The 15,372-nt window shown below is 60.5% G+C and carries 11 protein-coding genes; 5 read left to right on the plus strand and 6 right to left on the minus strand.

Annotation, left to right across the window (positions count from 1 at the left end; genetic code table 11):
* Nucleotides 1-81: 81 nt before the first annotated feature.
* A complete protein-coding gene (locus ACGSLL_RS07935; RefSeq protein ID WP_394504661.1) occupies nt 82-984 on the minus strand; it encodes a homocysteine S-methyltransferase family protein in 903 nt (300 codons plus the stop codon).
* A gap of 114 nt (nt 985-1,098) precedes the next feature.
* Here ACGSLL_RS07935 and ACGSLL_RS07940 point away from each other — a divergent pair, with 114 nt between their 5' ends.
* Both ACGSLL_RS07940 and ACGSLL_RS07945 read left to right on the plus strand, forming a co-directional pair.
* On the plus strand, nt 1,099-1,920 hold the full coding sequence (locus tag ACGSLL_RS07940; RefSeq protein WP_394504663.1) for an ABC transporter substrate-binding protein: 822 nt from the start codon (nt 1,099-1,101) through the stop codon (nt 1,918-1,920).
* A complete protein-coding gene (locus tag ACGSLL_RS07945; RefSeq protein ID WP_394504665.1) occupies nt 1,917-2,753 on the plus strand; it encodes an amino acid ABC transporter permease in 837 nt (278 codons plus the stop codon). Before ACGSLL_RS07940 ends, ACGSLL_RS07945 begins: the two co-directional genes overlap by 4 nt.
* 30 nt (nt 2,754-2,783) lie before the next feature.
* Here ACGSLL_RS07945 and ACGSLL_RS07950 read toward each other — a convergent pair whose 3' ends face one another.
* Together ACGSLL_RS07950 and ACGSLL_RS07955 are read right to left on the minus strand one after the other, a co-directional pair.
* Nucleotides 2,784-3,062 (minus strand): helix-turn-helix domain-containing protein, encoded by a 279-nt coding sequence (locus tag ACGSLL_RS07950; RefSeq protein WP_093096715.1) that lies wholly within the window; start codon nt 3,060-3,062, stop codon nt 2,784-2,786.
* On the minus strand, nt 3,059-4,408 hold the full coding sequence (locus ACGSLL_RS07955; RefSeq protein ID WP_394504668.1) for a HipA domain-containing protein: 1,350 nt from the start codon (nt 4,406-4,408) through the stop codon (nt 3,059-3,061). Before ACGSLL_RS07955 ends, ACGSLL_RS07950 begins: the two co-directional genes overlap by 4 nt.
* Before the next feature lie 230 nt (nt 4,409-4,638).
* On the opposite strand from ACGSLL_RS07955, the gene ACGSLL_RS07960 reads away from it, so the two are divergent.
* Nucleotides 4,639-7,593 (plus strand): autotransporter outer membrane beta-barrel domain-containing protein, encoded by a 2,955-nt coding sequence (locus tag ACGSLL_RS07960; RefSeq protein WP_394504670.1) that lies wholly within the window; start codon nt 4,639-4,641, stop codon nt 7,591-7,593.
* A gap of 202 nt (nt 7,594-7,795) precedes the next feature.
* Nucleotides 7,796-10,099 (plus strand): autotransporter outer membrane beta-barrel domain-containing protein, encoded by a 2,304-nt coding sequence (locus ACGSLL_RS07965; protein WP_394504673.1) that lies wholly within the window; start codon nt 7,796-7,798, stop codon nt 10,097-10,099.
* A 652-nt stretch (nt 10,100-10,751) separates the two neighbouring features.
* Here ACGSLL_RS07965 and oadA read toward each other — a convergent pair.
* Complete coding sequence (gene oadA, locus ACGSLL_RS07970; RefSeq protein ID WP_394504675.1) at nt 10,752-12,560, minus strand: sodium-extruding oxaloacetate decarboxylase subunit alpha; 1,809 nt, start codon at nt 12,558-12,560, stop codon at nt 10,752-10,754.
* 11 nt (nt 12,561-12,571) lie between these two features.
* Entirely contained in the window at nt 12,572-13,987 is a 1,416-nt protein-coding gene (locus ACGSLL_RS07975; protein ID WP_090287702.1) for an acetyl-CoA carboxylase biotin carboxylase subunit, read from the minus strand.
* A 189-nt stretch (nt 13,988-14,176) separates the two neighbouring features.
* On the opposite strand from ACGSLL_RS07975, the gene ACGSLL_RS07980 reads away from it, so the two are divergent.
* On the plus strand, nt 14,177-15,139 hold the full coding sequence (locus tag ACGSLL_RS07980; protein WP_258451118.1) for a LysR family transcriptional regulator: 963 nt from the start codon (nt 14,177-14,179) through the stop codon (nt 15,137-15,139).
* Here the strand turns inward: ACGSLL_RS07980 and ACGSLL_RS07985 are convergent.
* Nucleotides 15,081-15,284 carry a PA3496 family putative envelope integrity protein gene (locus ACGSLL_RS07985; RefSeq protein WP_203420073.1) on the minus strand — a complete coding sequence of 68 codons (204 nt, stop codon included), beginning with the start codon at nt 15,282-15,284 and terminating at the stop codon, nt 15,081-15,083. The two genes, ACGSLL_RS07980 and ACGSLL_RS07985, sit on opposite strands and share 59 nt — an antisense overlap.
* Nucleotides 15,285-15,372 lie beyond the last annotated feature (88 nt).

Here is a 15,372-nt window from a genome sequence, read left to right on the forward strand (position 1 = left end):
GACGGCGGATCAGTCATCTTTGCATCGACTGACCCAGCGCTTTCGCGAGCAGGCTCGCTCCCACAATTGGTTAGTTATGGCTCAACGAGGCAGTTGCTGCGCCAGCACCGCGATGTGTTCCGGGCCGATGCCACAGCAACCGCCCAAATGGCTGGCGCCGCGCTGCTGCCAATCCCTCGCCCATTGCAGATAACCCGGCGGGTCGAGGTCTTCGCGCAACGGGTCGAGCCCATCGTTGGCTGTGGCTTCCTTGGGCTGTGGCGGAAACGCATTGGCGTAGGCGCCGATATGGATGCTCACCCCGAGACGCTCGAAGGTCGCTCGCGCCGCGTCAATCGCTGCGCCAATCACTTCCGGCTGACTGCAATTGAACAGCAGCGTCTCGACGCCCAGTTCAGCCGCCACCGCCGCCGCTTCAGCGACCGGCTCACCGGAACGCAGGCGCGGCACCTCGTCGGAGTCTTCGTCTTTCAAGGTAAACGACAGCCAGAACGCCTTGCCATCCTTCGGTAATCCGGCGTGGATGGCTCGGGCTTCAACGGTCGAACTCTGGGTTTCCGCCAGCCACAAATTCACGTGCGGCGCCAGGCCCTGAACCAATGGCGTCAGCAACTCGCTGACTCGCGAGGCCTCGAACAGATCCGGGCGATAGGAGCCAAACAGCGGCGGCAATGAACCCGCCACGCGCACGGACTGGCCCGAGGCGTGCACCGCGCGTTGCGCCAGTTCACCGGCCAGCGCCGCGAGCCCCTGCCCTTCCGCGGCGAAGCGCGCTTCGCCAATATGGAACGGCACCACGGCATAACTGTTGGTGGTGATCACATTGGCGCCGCTGGCAATGTAGGCCGCATGCACCGCTTCGACCGCTTGCGGTGCTTCGCTCAACGCCAGCGCCGACCATTCAGGCTGGCGAAACGGCGCCCCGGCGCGCTGCAACTCACGGCCCATGCCGCCATCGAGAATCACTGTGCTTGCTGCGCCCATATGCTTTTCACTCATATGCTTATGAAAAAAACTCACTACCAGAGTCTTTGTTATAACTATTTAATGCTCACCATTCGGTTAATGACAACCTCTTTTTTTGCTCAGGGATCGCCCGTGAAACTGCAACCATTACTGGCTCTGGGCCTGACCCTGCTCGCCGCTTCGACACAAGCTCTTGCCGGCGCCACTCTGGATCGCGTCGAGCAGAACAAAGAACTGGTCGGCGTGCTGATGGAAAGCTATCCACCGTTTTCGTTTCTCAATGAGCAGAACCAGCTCGACGGTTTCGACGTCGATGTCGCCAAAGCCGTCGCCGACAAACTGGGCGTCAAACTGCGCCTGGAGACGCCATCCTGGGATGTCATTGCGGCCGGGCGCTGGAGCGGGCGTTACGACATCTGCATCTGCTCGATGACACCGAGCAAGGCCCGCGCCGAAGTCTTCGATTTCCCGGTCGAGTACTACGCCTCGCCAGCGGTGATCGTGGTCAACGCCAAGGATGAGCGGATTCACAGCGCCAAGGACCTGAGCGGCAAGAAAATCGGCCTGACCAGCGCCTCCAGTTACGAAAGCTACCTGAACAAGAACCTGGTCATCGAAGGTGCCGAAGACACGCAGCTGCAGTATCCGTTCGAGGATGTGCAGATCGCCCCCTACGACACCGACAACGTCGCGTTTCAGGATCTGGGGCTCGGCGCCGGCGTGCGCCTTGATGCAATCCTCACCAACCTGGTCACTGCGCAGCCACGCTTGAATCAGGACAAACGCTTCAAATTGGCCGGCGCGGCGCTTTACTCCGAGCCGAATTCGGTGGCCATCGAAAAGGGCGATGCGCAGTGGGACGCGAAAGTCCGTGAGGTGTTCGCGCAGCTCAAGCAGGACGGCACCCTGAGCCAGTTGTCGCAGAAATGGATCGGCGCCGATATCAGTCAATGACTTCTTTTCCGACACCGCCACAGCCACCACAACCGGTGGCTGAAACACGCCTGCAGCGCCTGTTCGGTTTTCGCACACGGCTGTACCTGACCTGGGCCGCACTGTTCTGCCTGTTCGCCGGATTCTTTCTGAGCTTCGACCTGAAGTTCTCGATCATCCTCGACAAGCTGCCTAACCTGGTGGGCCTGCACCTGGCACCCAACGGCTTTCTGCAAGGCGCGGCGCTGACGCTGTTTCTGTGTTTGTGCTCGATTGTCGCTTCGTCGCTGCTGGGCTTCGTCACGGCACTGGCGCGTCTGTCGAGCAGCGCCGTGGCGTTCGGCATCGCCAGTTTCTACACCTCGTTCTTTCGCGGCACACCGCTGCTGATCCAGATCCTGCTGATCTACCTCGGCCTGCCGCAACTGGGCCTCGTCCCCGGTGCGATCGTCGCGGGCATCATCGCCCTGTCGCTGAACTATGGCGCCTACCTCAGCGAGATCTTTCGCGCCGGCATCCTCGGCGTCGACCACGGCCAACGCGAAGCATCGCTGGCGCTAGGCATGCGTGAAACGGTGATCTTCTGGCGCATCACCCTGCCCCAGGCCATGCGCACCATCATCCCGCCGACCACCAATCAGTTCATTTCGATGCTCAAGGACTCGTCACTGATTTCGGTGATGGGCGTCTGGGAAGTGATGTTCCTCGCCCAGTCGTACGGCCGTTCAAGCTATCGCTACATCGAAATGCTCACCACCGCGGCGATCATCTACTGGCTGATGTCGATCGGGCTGGAATTGATCCAGGCGAAGATGGAGCGGCATTACGGCAAGGCGTACGTGCGGCGCAGTTGAAACAGCAAGCCCCAGTTCGGCGTGGGGGGCTCAGCTGTTGTCCTGGCGAATCCGCACCACCCCCATCTTCATGCCAAACGGACGAAACACGGCATTCAACGATTTGAGTGTCTGATTGCCTTCGCCATGCTCGATATGCACCAGCGTCCGCACCGAGATCTTGCACATCCGCGCGAACTGGGTCTGATGCAAACCGGTCACTTCCACCCGTAGTCGACGCACGGCTTCGCCGATGTCCAGCGTGCCTTGGGCCAGGGCTTGCTGGATGCTTTCGATGAGCGCCGTGCGCTCAGCCACAGACAGGCTCATTTCAATCCCCAATCATTCAAGCGTTGCTGCAGATTTTTCAGGTGGACGCCGGGATGGTTCATTGTTCTGGCTGGCAGACCGCTGTCAGCCAGAATATCCGGCAGCGCCGACAGGCGTTGAGCCTCTTGGCGCAAGCGCTCAAACAGCATTGACTCGTCACTCACTGCCGACGGGGCGCCTGGCTCGGCAATATCCACCAGTGCGCGGCACACGCCTCGCCAATCGATGTCTCCCGCCCTCTCCAGCTCTCTTGGCCATTTCGTCGTACGGGTCACGCCTTCATCGTCCATGACCATCGGCGCCAGGTCATAAATCGGCGCCAGGCAAAAGGCGTTTGCCTCGCGAATGATTGCGGTATTGCGACCATGGTTATCCGAGTTACCGAGGATCTTGTTGATCAGGTCCCGACGCAAATAATCCAGGACAAGGTCAGGGATCTGGCTGGCTTGCCCCGCTGTACGCCAGAGACCGGCTAGCAGACGGATAACCTCCAGATGGTTCATTGCGCTGCCCGGTGTCGTCACCTGCGCCAGCGAATAAATCGACTCGACAGCAAAACGGCTGACTTCGCCGTCCTCGACACTACGGTCGAAGCGGTGCATCCACAAACTCGGTTTGTTTGCCTCCTCCAGTGCCAGACCTTTCTCCGCGATCGTGTCGATGCCCAGCGTCTGCAGCGCCTTGTAGTAATGGAATTCGCTACGCAGGATGTCCTGATCGGTCAGCCCACCTCGGTTGCGGGCAAACTTCACGAACCAATGCTGTGTGACGTCCTCATCACTCAATACCGCGTCGGGGTACAACAGACCCGCGTGATTTTCGACCAGCAATAATTTCGGCGCTTCCCCACCTGCCCCGGTAGCACCACCGATTGCCGCGCCCAATTCGTAGGCATACTCAAGAAAGCGCTGGTCACGGTGAATGACGTCTTCACGCTTGAAGCCGATAGGCTTGCGTTCATCCACAGCCGCAGCAGACTCCTTGATGCGCATGTTGCCGATGGGTGCCGGGGTGCTGCGCCCGAGCAGATACAGATCGGCGCTGATATCCGCCGGTTTTTCCTGTCCCAGACGTGCAAGCAGGAACCGCTTGGCTGCGCCTGCGGGGGCAATGTCGTGGACAAATGCCGGTGTCTCGGAGCGCCGACCGTTCCAGTCCAGCGGATACAGAGCACTCACCGCGCTGGAGAAAGGCGAGCCTATGGCGTCGATGTTTTCTGCGAGGTAGTCCGTCTCATAGCCGAAGCTGCAGCGACTCGCGAAACCCTTTTCAGGATCATCGAAGCTCAGAGCCATCGCGTCGTGCCAGATACCGGCTGTGAAAATCTGTAATGTCAGGTTGTACATGGTTTCGCCTGTCTGCATTTAGATGCATTTACTTCAGCGTTTTTTTGTCTGTGAACGCAATATAGTGCATTTCAGAAGCAATTGGGGACGCAGAAACTGCAATAAAATGGAGATCATGACGTCGCCAGCTTAGATGGCGCGCAAAATAATGCAGATTGCCTCCGACATCATTCTGTAAAAACCCCTCGCTATACAGGACGGCCCGTCCATAAGAAAAAGGCCGTCCCTTCATGCCGTTTCCGCCACAGCGCCTGTCTCTCGCCATTGCCCTGCTGATCACCGCCACTGCTGCTCACGGTAAAACCGTGCAGATCGACACCGCCACCACCGCCTCGCAAACGCTGGGCGGCAGCGACACGCTGACGATTTCGGCGCCGGGCAGTATCACCAACAGCGGCAAGGCCGTGAGCCTCAAAGACAGCACCAGCGGTGCCGGTGTGGTGATCGATAACGCCGGCAAGATCGTCTCCAGCGGTGGCCGCGCCATCGACAGCAGTGGCGATGAGAGCAAGGCGCGCAATTACGCGATCTACAACCGCAGTGGCGGGCAGATTCTCGGTGCCAACGATGCCTTGCGCATCGACAGCAACTTCGTCAGCGGCAGCCTGTTGATCGACAACAGCGGGGTGATTCGTTCGACCACTGGCCAAGGCCTGGATCTCGACGCGCTGCGCAGCGAGGCGGTGAAGACCACCATTATCAATCGCGCCGGCGGGCTGATTCGCGGCGAGGCCAGCGACGGTATGAAAACCGGCGCCAACGCGTCCCTCACCAACTACGGTGAGATCTCCACCGGCGATTCGCACAATGCCGACGAGAAGTTCGACGGCGTCGACATCGATACTGCCAGCGGCGTGACGATCAGCAACTACGGGGTGATTTCCGGTGGCCGTCATGGCATCACCACCGACCTCGGCGCAACTTTGATCAACTACGGGCAGATTACTGGGCGCAACGGATCCGGGTTTGGCTCCGATGGCGATGGCACGGTGATCAACCATGGCACCATCACCGGTGCGTACTCGGGCCTGCAAGCGAACGGCGACGGTGATGGCGTGGACATCGACAACCTCGCCCACATCGAAAACTACGGCACCATTCGAGGCGTCGGCGCCGGGGGTGTGGACAAGGCCGGCTTTGCCAATGGCAGCGAAGGCATCGCTTTGGGTGGCGGCTCCATTCTCAACGCCAGCGGCGCGCTGATCAGCGGTGCCGACAGCGCGATTCTGGTCGACGACGGCAGCGGTAATTCGGGGCTGGCCGCGACCACGCTGGAAAACTTCGGTCGCATCGAGGGCCTGAACGGTTTTGGCGTGAAGTTCGTCGGCGATTTCGCCGACAGTGTCATCAACGGTGGCACCATAAGCGGCAGCAATGGCCTGGCGCTGGATCTGGGCGGCGGCGATGACCGCCTGACGCTGCGCAACGCCAGCCGCTTCATTGGCATCGTCGACGGCGGCAGCGGCACCGATCAGGTGGTCATGGACGATGCGCTCGGTGGCGATTTCGGCGCCAGCCGCAACTTCGAGTGGCTGGAGGTCCGCCAAGGCGCCTGGACGCTGAACGGCAGCGGTGATTTCAGCGATGGCGGCGCGGTGCGCAATGGCGCCACCCTGATCAACCACGGCGGTATCGCCGGCACCCTGACTGTCGATGCCGGCGGCGCCTATGCCGGTGGCGGCTCGGTAGGCAGTCTCAACGTCAACGGCACCCTGCGCACCGACACCAGCCTGGGGCGCGCGACCATTGTTCGCGACTTGAACATGGCCAGCACTGCCACCCTCGCCTACGGCGTCAACGCTGATGGCAGCAGCGCGCCGGTAGTGGTCGGCGGTATCGCCAACCTCAACGGCGCGACGCTCGCGGTGAATCCCGGCAGCGGCAGCTACCCTTGGCAAAGTCACTACACCGTGCTGCAAGCTGCGCAGGTCAACGGCACCTTCGGCGAGGTCAGCAGTGACTACGCGTTCCTGACGCCAACCCTCGCCTACACGCCGACTCAGGTCGACCTGACCTACACCCGCAACGATGTAGCCTTCAATGAGTTGGCCACGACTGCCAATGGCAACAATGCCGCCAACAGCCTGGCCTCGATCGGCAAAAACAATGCGCTGTACAACGCCTTGCTCAACACCACGCAAAGCACTGCCGGTGCGGCAATCGAACAACTGGCCGGCGCCAGCAATGCCAGTCTGACCAGCGCCACGCTCAGCGCCAGCAGTCAGGTCGGCAGCAGCATGCTCGCAGCGATGCAGCAGATGGCGGCGCCGGGTTTGCTGGTCGGTCTCGATCAGCGCGACACACCGGTGCTGGCCGCCAGTGGCGTGCCAGCGGCGGCACGCAATCTCAATGATCCGAACGCGCGCGGCCGGCTCTGGCTGCAAGGCATCGGCGGTTACGGCAAGCTTGATGGCGAACACGGCAGCGCTGGTCTGGAGCAGCGCACCAAGGGCAGCTTGCTCGGTGCCGACTGGGCGCTGAGCCCGGCCTGGCGCGTGGGCGTTCTCGGCGGTTATTCGCAAACCGATCTGGATGCCAGCGGCGTCGATGGCGAGGTCAACAGCTGGCACGCCGGTGTTTATGCGCTGCATCAGAACGGCCCGCTCGCCGTGCGCCTCGGGGCGGCGTACAGCGCTCATCAAAGCGAGAGCCAGCGCCACATTGCGTTCGACGGTTTCAGTGATCGTCCGAAAGGCGACTACGACGCCGACAGCCAACAAGCCTTCGCCGAACTCGGCTACGCCATGGGCAGCGGCCGGCTCAGCGCCGAACCGTTTGCCAGCGTCGGCTACCAGCGCTACCACCGCGACCGCTATCAGGAAAAAGGTGGCGCCGCGGCGCTGCAAGTCGACACTCAGACCCAAGATAATTTCAGCAGCACGCTCGGTCTGCGCCTGGCGCACTTGAGCAGCCTGGACAACGGCATGAGCGTCACCCCACGCATGGCCCTCGGCTGGAAACACACCTATGGCGACGTCAGCAGCTCGACGCGCCAGGCATTTGTAACCGGCGGCACGGCGTTCAATGTCGAGGGCAGCGCGCTGGATCGTGACAGCCTGATGCTGGAAGCCGGGCTGGATGTTGGGGTCTCGGCACGGCATTCGCTGGGTTTGGGTTACAGCGGCGAGATCGGCAGCAACAGCCGTAACCACGGGCTGATCGGGCAATGGCAGATGAGCTTTTAAGCACCTCGACCGCCATGGCAGCCCAGCCTGGCTGTAGGAAAAAGCGCCGATCACACTGGGTAAAAGATGTCCGGTTTCGAATCTGCCGGACTTTTTCTTCCGATACGCTCCGACGTCGCCTGCACGCGTACGGGACGCAGCCGACAGCGGATTTTTGAGGGCATCCATAGAGTTGAGTCTCCTGTAAAAGAGGCTCGACTCAATGCCCGCTCAATACCCATGCAAACCTAAACATCTGGCTCTGGCGATTGCACTGGCAATCGGATGCGTAGAGGCCTCGATTGCACAACAGCTGGAAACACCGGTCACTGCAGAAACGGAACGCAGCAAACCGCGAGTAAAAAAACCCAAGGCACCCAAGACAGTTGCGCCGACCCTTGCAGTTGATATGAATGGGCCGATCGACGATCTCTTTGCGATCAAGGAATTTATTGGACCGCTCGAACATACCTCTGCGCCTGCTCTGCAGATTACTGATGCACCTCTGACCGAAACGGCGACAAGGCCTATGGCTACGCTTGAGTTCGATGAGGCTTTTTATGCAGATCTCGAGTTCCCCGAAATTGCACTGGAGGAACAGGATGATGCCGAATTCGACCTGGTTGATCCTTTTGACCGGGACATGTACGCCTACACGACGGCCGCTTCATTTCTTTCCTCTGCGGTTGAAAGCGCTAATGAAGTATCCGTACAACTGGGCGCGGGTGACGATTTACTGGTGATCAACAACGGCGCTCGCTGGAGTGGACGCCTGGACGGCGGTGCTGGCATTAACGGCCTGCAACTCAATGCAACAGAAGGCGGTGAAATAGGCCAGACGCGCAACTTTTCAAGCCTGCGTGTAGCGCGTGGCCTTTGGACACTCAGCCATGCATTCGACGGAGACGCCGACATCAAAGCGGGAGCGGCCTTGGTCAACTCCGGATCAATTGGCGGAGTTACGGTAGACAAAGGCGCTGTGTTCGGTGGCTCTGGCCAGGTTGCCAACCTGTATGTAGCCGGATCGCTGGCGGCGACTCGGCTGTACGGAGCCCCGGATATACAAGGCGACCTTGAGTTCAGCGAAGACGCAGTCTTTTCCTATGGTGTGACGGCTGAAAGCGGATCAGACCCTGTGGTTGTCAACGGCACCGCGATATTGGGAGGCGCTCAGGTTCAGGTTCACGGAGCGCCCGGGAACTATGCGAACAACACGGAACACCTGATTCTGACCGCCAACCGAATTGAAGGAGAGTTCGGCGAGGTCACCACCAACCTCGCCTTTATGACTCCGACCTTGTCCTATGAAGAGCACAAGGTGAACCTGAAATACACCCGTAACGACGTAGCGCTGGTGAACCTCGCAAAAAACCGTAACAGCCGTTCGGTCGCTGACAGCATTGTTGAAGCAGGGTCTGCCACGCCATCAATGGTCGCCCGTGTTTCTACCTCGGTTCCGGCGGAGCCACAAGCTACCAAGCCCGTTAACACCGCCGTCACGGCATTAATCGCCAGCGACAAAACCACCGCCCCCATCGCCCTCGAACAACTTGCCGCCGGCAGCAACGCCAACCTCGCCAAAGCCACACTGAGCAGCATCACGCCCGTGAGCGCCAGCATGCTCTCAGCGATGCAGCAACTGGGCAATCATCCCGATTCGATGTACACATCTGCCAACTCGCCTCGCCAGGCATCCGCCGCTGCCGACACCGGCCGGGTATGGATTCAGGCGCTCGGCCATGGCGGCAAGGTCGATCGCGATGCCGACAGCACCCTCAAGCACGCTACCCAAGGCCTGGTCCTGGGCGCCGACTGGCGGCTCGATGAGCAATGGCATGTCGGGCTGATCGGCGGTAAATCGCAAACCCGACTCGACGCCCGCCACTACGACGGCGACCTCGACAGCTGGCACCTCGGCGCCTACGCCGTGCGCCAGGACGGCCCGTTGGCATTGCGCCTCGGTGCAACGCACGCCAGCCACGAAGGCAGCAGCAAACGCCGTGTCGCCTTCAATGGCTTCAGTGATCGTCTGCAGGGCAACTACAACGCCAACACCCAGCAAGCCTTCGCCGAACTCGGCTACAACTTCGGCCGCCACAACGCCACCCTCGAACCCTTCGCCAGCCTCGGCTATCAACGCTACCAGCGCGACAGCTACCGCGAGAAAGGCGGCGACGCAGCCCTGAAAGTGTTCGGACAAACCCGCGACAACCTCAGCAGCACCTTCGGCCTGCGCACCGCCCACACCACCCGCCTGGACAACGGCATGAGCCTGACTCCGCGCTTCAGCGCCGGCTGGAAACACACCTTCGGCGAAATCGACAACGACACCCGCCAACAACTGATCAAAGGCGGCAAACGCTTCGAAATCGCCGGCGCCGCACTGGACCGCAACAGCCTGTCCCTCGACACCGGACTCGACCTCGGCCTCGCCGCCAACCACACCGTCGGCGTCAGCCTCACAGCCGAAGCGGGCAATGACAGCCGGACACACGGCGTGATGGGACAGTGGCGCATGGCGTTTTGATGGATAGTTGATCAGCCTGAATGCAGTGATTCAGTAAAAAGCCCCTCACCCTAGCCCTCTCCCGAAGGGAGAGGGGACTGACCGCGGTGGATACAAAAACTGCGCCGACGCGAAATACCGAGTCGTACACGATTTCAAAGCCAACACAGATCGGCTCCCTCTCCCTAGGGAGAGGGCTGGGGAGAGGGGCGAATACACCCAGATCCAAAGCCAACCACCCGCTTCTAACCACTCAACAATGAGCGTTAGCTCGCGTGCTTTTGATCTTGATCTTGCCTAACCGGCGACATCGGAAGGCTGAGTGGAGGGATTGATCCGGGCGTGGGAGCGCAGCGACCGTCTGGCGCAGCCAGACACAGCGGAAGTAGGTGCAGCGAAGCAAACCGTAGCCGCTGCGCCCGGAGCGATCCCGCAGCGAAGGGACCCGAGCCTGCGAGGGCCGTACGTAGGAGCAAAGCCTTTTGGTTCCTTTTTGGCGTCTGAAAAAGGGACTCGCCGTAAGGGCGAAACCGCCAGCCGCAACACCCGAAACAACGGATATTCACCCAAAACCCCAAGAACCTGGTCGGCCCACAAGCCGCCAAGGCAACCAGCAAAAAAAAGGGGAGCACATGCCCCCCCGAGGTTAAAACCATCACATCAAAGCGCTAAATCACCCTTCGATCTCAATCAAAATCTCACCCGGATTCACCCGATCGCCCTTGACCACATGAATCGCAGCGACCTTCCCGGCAATCGCCGCCTGAACCTCGGTCTCCATCTTCATCGCCTCGGTAATCAGCACCGCCTGACCCGCCTTGACGGTGTCGCCCTCCTTGACCAGCACATCGACGATATTGCCCGGCATGGTCGTGCTGACATGCCCCGGCGCCGACGCCTGCTTGCGCTTGCTGCTGCCACCACTGACAAACTCATTGAGCGGTTCAAACACCACCTCTTCCGGCATGCCATCGATCGACAGATAGAAGTGACGCTTGCCCTCAGCCTTGACGCCCACACCGGTGATATCGACGCGATAGGTTTCCCCGTGCACATCAATGACGAACTCGGTCGGCACACCCTCACCACCTGCCGAGGCAACAGCGCCCGCCTCAGGAATCGGCAACAGCACTTCCGGCGTCAGGGTGCCGGCGGCACGCTCTTCGAGGAACTTGCGGCCAATGTCCGGGAACATGGCGAAGGTCAGCACGTCTTCTTCCGAGGTCGCCAGAGCGCCGATATCGGCTCGCAGCTTGGCCATCTCCGGCTTGAGCAGATCGGCAGGGCGTACGTCGATGACGTCTTCGCTGCCGATCGCCTGACGGCGCAGTTTTTCGTTGACCACACCCGGAGCCTTGCCATAACCGCCTTGCAGGTAAAGCTTCACTTCATTGGTGATGGTCTTGTAACGTTCGCCTGCCAACACGTTGAAAAACGCCTGGGTACCAACGATCTGCGAAGTCGGGGTCACCAGCGGCGGGAAGCCGAGGTCTTCACGCACCCGCGGAATTTCCGCCAGCACTTCGCCCATGCGATTCAAGGCGCCCTGCTCTTTCAACTGGTTAGCCAGGTTGGAAATCATCCCGCCCGGAACCTGGTTGACCTGCACACGGGTATCGACTGCGGTGAATTCGCTTTCAAACTGGTGGTACTTCTTGCGCACGGCGTAGAAGTACAGGCCGATCTCTTGCAGCAGTTCCAGGTTCAGGCCGGTATCGAATTCGGTGCCCTTGAGCGCCGCGACCATCGACTCGGTGCCCGGGTGGCTGGTGCCGGAGGCGAAGCTGGAGATCGCAGTGTCGATGTGATCGGCGCCGTTTTCGATCGCCTTCAGCTGACACATGGCCGCCAGGCCTGCGGTGTCGTGGGAGTGGATGAATACCGGCAGCGACTGTTCGGCTTTCAGTGCGCGGACCAATTCGCCCGTGGCGTACGGAGTCAACAGACCGGCCATGTCCTTGATCGCCACCGAGTCGCAACCCATGGCTTCCATTTGCCTGGCCTGCGCCACGAACGCGTCGATGGTGTGCACCGGGCTGGTGGTGTAGGCAATGGTGCCCTGCGCATGTTTGCCGGCAGCCTTTACCGCTTCGATGGCCACGCGCAGGTTACGCACGTCGTTCATGGCGTCGAAGATACGGAATACGTCGATGCCGTTTTCTGCGGCTTTGGCGACGAAGGCCTGGACCACGTCGTCGCTGTAATGGCGGTAGCCCAGCAGGTTCTGCCCGCGCAGGAGCATTTGCAGACGCGTGTTAGGCAGCGCCGCGCGCAGTTGGCGCAGACGCTCCCACGGATCTTCTTTCAAAAAGCGTACACAGGCGTCGAACGTCGCACCGCCCCAGCATTCCAGCGACCAGTAGCCGACTTTGTCGAGCTTGTCGCAGATCGGCAGCATGTCCTCGGTGCGCATGCGGGTGGCGAGCAGCGATTGGTGAGCGTCGCGCAGGATGGTGTCAGTAACGAAGATCTTCTTGCTCATTCTTGTATTCCTCACAGGCCTGCGTGGGCGGCGATGGCGGCGGCGATGGCCAGGGCCAGCTCTTCGGGTTTGCGCTTGATCGAGTAGTTGGTCAGTTCCGGGTGGCTTTCAACGAAGCTGGTATTGAACTGGCCGCTGCGGAATTCCGGGTTGCGCAGGATTTCCTGGTAGTAGGCAGCAGTGGTCTTCACCCCTTGCAGACGCATGTCGTCCAGCGCGCGCAAGCCACGGTCCATCGCCTCTTCCCAAGTCAATGCCCAGACCACCAGTTTCAGGCACATCGAGTCGTAGAACGGCGGAATGGTGTAACCGGTGTAGATCGCCGTGTCGGTGCGCACGCCCGGACCACCGGGCGCGTAGTAGCGGGTGATCTTGCCGAAGCTCGGCAGGAAGTTGTTTTTCGGATCTTCGGCGTTGATACGGAACTGCAAGGCGAAACCGCGGTGCTGGATGTCTTCCTGCTTCACCGAAAGCGGCAGGCCGGAAGCGATGCGGATCTGCTCGCGAACGATATCGATGCCGGTGATTTCTTCGGTGATGGTGTGCTCCACCTGCACGCGGGTATTCATCTCCATGAAGTACACCTCGCCCTCGGCGAGCAGGAACTCCACGGTGCCGGCGTTCTCGTAGCCCACGGCCTTGGCCGCGCGCACCGACAGATCGCCGATGTAGGCACGCTGTTCCGGAGTCAGCTGCGGGCTCGGCGCGATTTCGATGAGCTTCTGGTTGCGGCGCTGGATCGAGCAGTCACGCTCGAACAGGTGCACGACGTTGCCGAAGCTGTCGCCCAGAATCTGCGCTTCGATGTGCTTGGGATTGACGATGCATTTTTCCAGGAACACTTCCGCCGAGCCGAAGGCCTTGGTGGCTTCGGAAATGACCCGGGGGAAATTCTGTTCGAGTTCTTCGCGGCTGTTGCAGCGACGGATACCGCGACCGCCACCGCCGGAAGTGGCCTTGAGCATGACCGGGTAACCGATGCGGTCGCCTTCGGCCAGGGCTTCTTCAATGCCCGAGACATTGCCTTCGGTGCCCGGCGTGACCGGCACGCCGGCCTTGATCATGCTGCGGCGCGCTTCGGTCTTGTCGCCCATGCGCCGGATGACTTCCGCCGACGGGCCGATGAATTTGATCCCGCGTTCGGCGCAGATCTCCGCCAGTTCGGCGTTCTCCGACAGGAAGCCGTAGCCCGGGTGCAGCGCATCGCAGCCGGTTTCAACGGCCAGGTTAACCAGCTTGCGCGGGTTGAGGTAACCGGCCAATGGTTCGGCGCCGATGCTGTGAGCTTCGTCCGCACGCTTCACATGCAAGGCATGCCGGTCGGCGTCGGAAAAAATCGCTACCGAGCGAATGCCCATCTCGGCGCAGGCTCGTACGATTCGTACGGCAATCTCACCACGGTTGGCGATCAGGATCTTTGTTATCACTTGGAGGTTCCCTTGAGCCGGTGGCACCACGACCTGCTAGACCCAGGTCGACGCGTGACCAAATGTTTCAATTCGGTCGCAGGTCCACACTAGCGCTCGCAAGGGATTAACAAAAATGAATAAAAATTGGGTCAGGCATAAGTAAAGACTTATAGTTGAAACATCGACCGAATCTCAGAGCCTGCAAAAATGCGTAAGTCCTTGATGCGTATGACATTGCGTCAGTTGCAGATCTTCAACGAAGTGTGTGATCTGCGTTCCTATAGCCGCGCAGCTGACGAAATGTCTCTCACACAACCGGCCGTCAGCCTACAGATTCGTCAGCTGGAAGAGCTGATTGGCCAGCCCTTGTTCGACTATGTCGGCAAAAAACTCTACATGACCGAGGCCGCCGAAGCGCTGCAGCGCGCCAGCCGCGACATTTTCGGGCGCTTGGAAAACCTCGATATGCAACTGTCGGACATGCAGGGCTCGCTGCAGGGTCAGTTGAAACTGGCGGTGGAATCCAGCGCCAAATATTTCGTCCCGCACCTGTTCGCGGCATTCAAGCGCCAGCACCCGGAGGTCAACCTTCAACTGACCGTGGTCAACCGGGGTCAGGTCATTCGCCGGCTGTCGGACAACCGCGATGATCTGGTGATCATGTCGATGGTGCCACAGGACATGGGCCTGGAATTCCTGCCTTTTCTCAACAATCCGATTGTTGCGGTCGCACGGCCCGATCATCCGTTGGCGCACTTGGGCCCGCTGCGCCTGCAGGATCTTGAACCCTATACATTGCTGATCCGCGAGCCGGGATCGGGCACGCGACTGGCGTGCGAAGAATATTTCAAAGAGAAACGCGTGCACTTCACCCAGACTCAGGAAGTGGCCTCAGCCGAGGCTCAGCGCGAGTGCGTGCTGGCGGGTCTGGGCGTGGCGCTGTTGACGCGTCACGCCCTGAACCTGGAGCTGGCGACCGGCGGGCTCGTCGAGCTGCCGGTCGAGGAATTGCCGCTGCTGCGTAGCTGGTGTCTGGTGCAGGCCAAAGCCAAACGCCTGTCACCGGTGGCGCACGCCTTCCTGGCGTTTATCCGCAGCGAGCGTGCGCAGATCAGCGCGCTGGTTGAGCGTTTCGACGGGAAGCTGCGGGCGCTGCCTGCCAGAGATTGATCTCGGGAAAATCGCCGATCTCGGCTTGAAGCTGGCGAAGTTCGAAGCGATCTTCGATGGCGCGGCGGAATTCCATGCGGCGCTGGTCTTCCTGCTGACGACGGGTTTTCGCGGCGCTGTTGCGTTCTTCGTAGGGCTGAGCCATTTCGATTCTCCCAAGGCGAGTACGGGAGTTTCACGATAGGCGCGGGGGATGACGGTTTGGCTGCGCAGGGGTTACAGACTGATGAAAG

It is taken from the genome of Pseudomonas retamae, from assembly GCF_043496865.1.
Classification (GTDB): domain Bacteria; phylum Pseudomonadota; class Gammaproteobacteria; order Pseudomonadales; family Pseudomonadaceae; genus Aquipseudomonas; species Aquipseudomonas retamae.

What these genes read in the sequence shown, in the direction of transcription:
- ACGSLL_RS07980 (WP_258451118.1), top strand. Translation starts at nt 14,177, where the DNA reads ATGCGTAAGTCCTTGATGCGTATGACATTGCGTCAGTTGCAGATCTTC.
- ACGSLL_RS07945 (WP_394504665.1), top strand. Translation starts at nt 1,917, where the DNA reads ATGACTTCTTTTCCGACACCGCCACAGCCACCACAACCGGTGGCTGAA.
- oadA (WP_394504675.1), bottom strand. Translation starts at nt 12,560, where the DNA reads ATGAGCAAGAAGATCTTCGTTACTGACACCATCCTGCGCGACGCTCAC.
- ACGSLL_RS07955 (WP_394504668.1), bottom strand. Translation starts at nt 4,408, where the DNA reads ATGTACAACCTGACATTACAGATTTTCACAGCCGGTATCTGGCACGAC.
- ACGSLL_RS07985 (WP_203420073.1), bottom strand. Translation starts at nt 15,284, where the DNA reads ATGGCTCAGCCCTACGAAGAACGCAACAGCGCCGCGAAAACCCGTCGT.
- ACGSLL_RS07960 (WP_394504670.1), top strand. Translation starts at nt 4,639, where the DNA reads ATGCCGTTTCCGCCACAGCGCCTGTCTCTCGCCATTGCCCTGCTGATC.
- ACGSLL_RS07965 (WP_394504673.1), top strand. Translation starts at nt 7,796, where the DNA reads ATGCCCGCTCAATACCCATGCAAACCTAAACATCTGGCTCTGGCGATT.
- ACGSLL_RS07935 (WP_394504661.1), bottom strand. Translation starts at nt 984, where the DNA reads ATGGGCGCAGCAAGCACAGTGATTCTCGATGGCGGCATGGGCCGTGAG.
- ACGSLL_RS07950 (WP_093096715.1), bottom strand. Translation starts at nt 3,062, where the DNA reads ATGAGCCTGTCTGTGGCTGAGCGCACGGCGCTCATCGAAAGCATCCAG.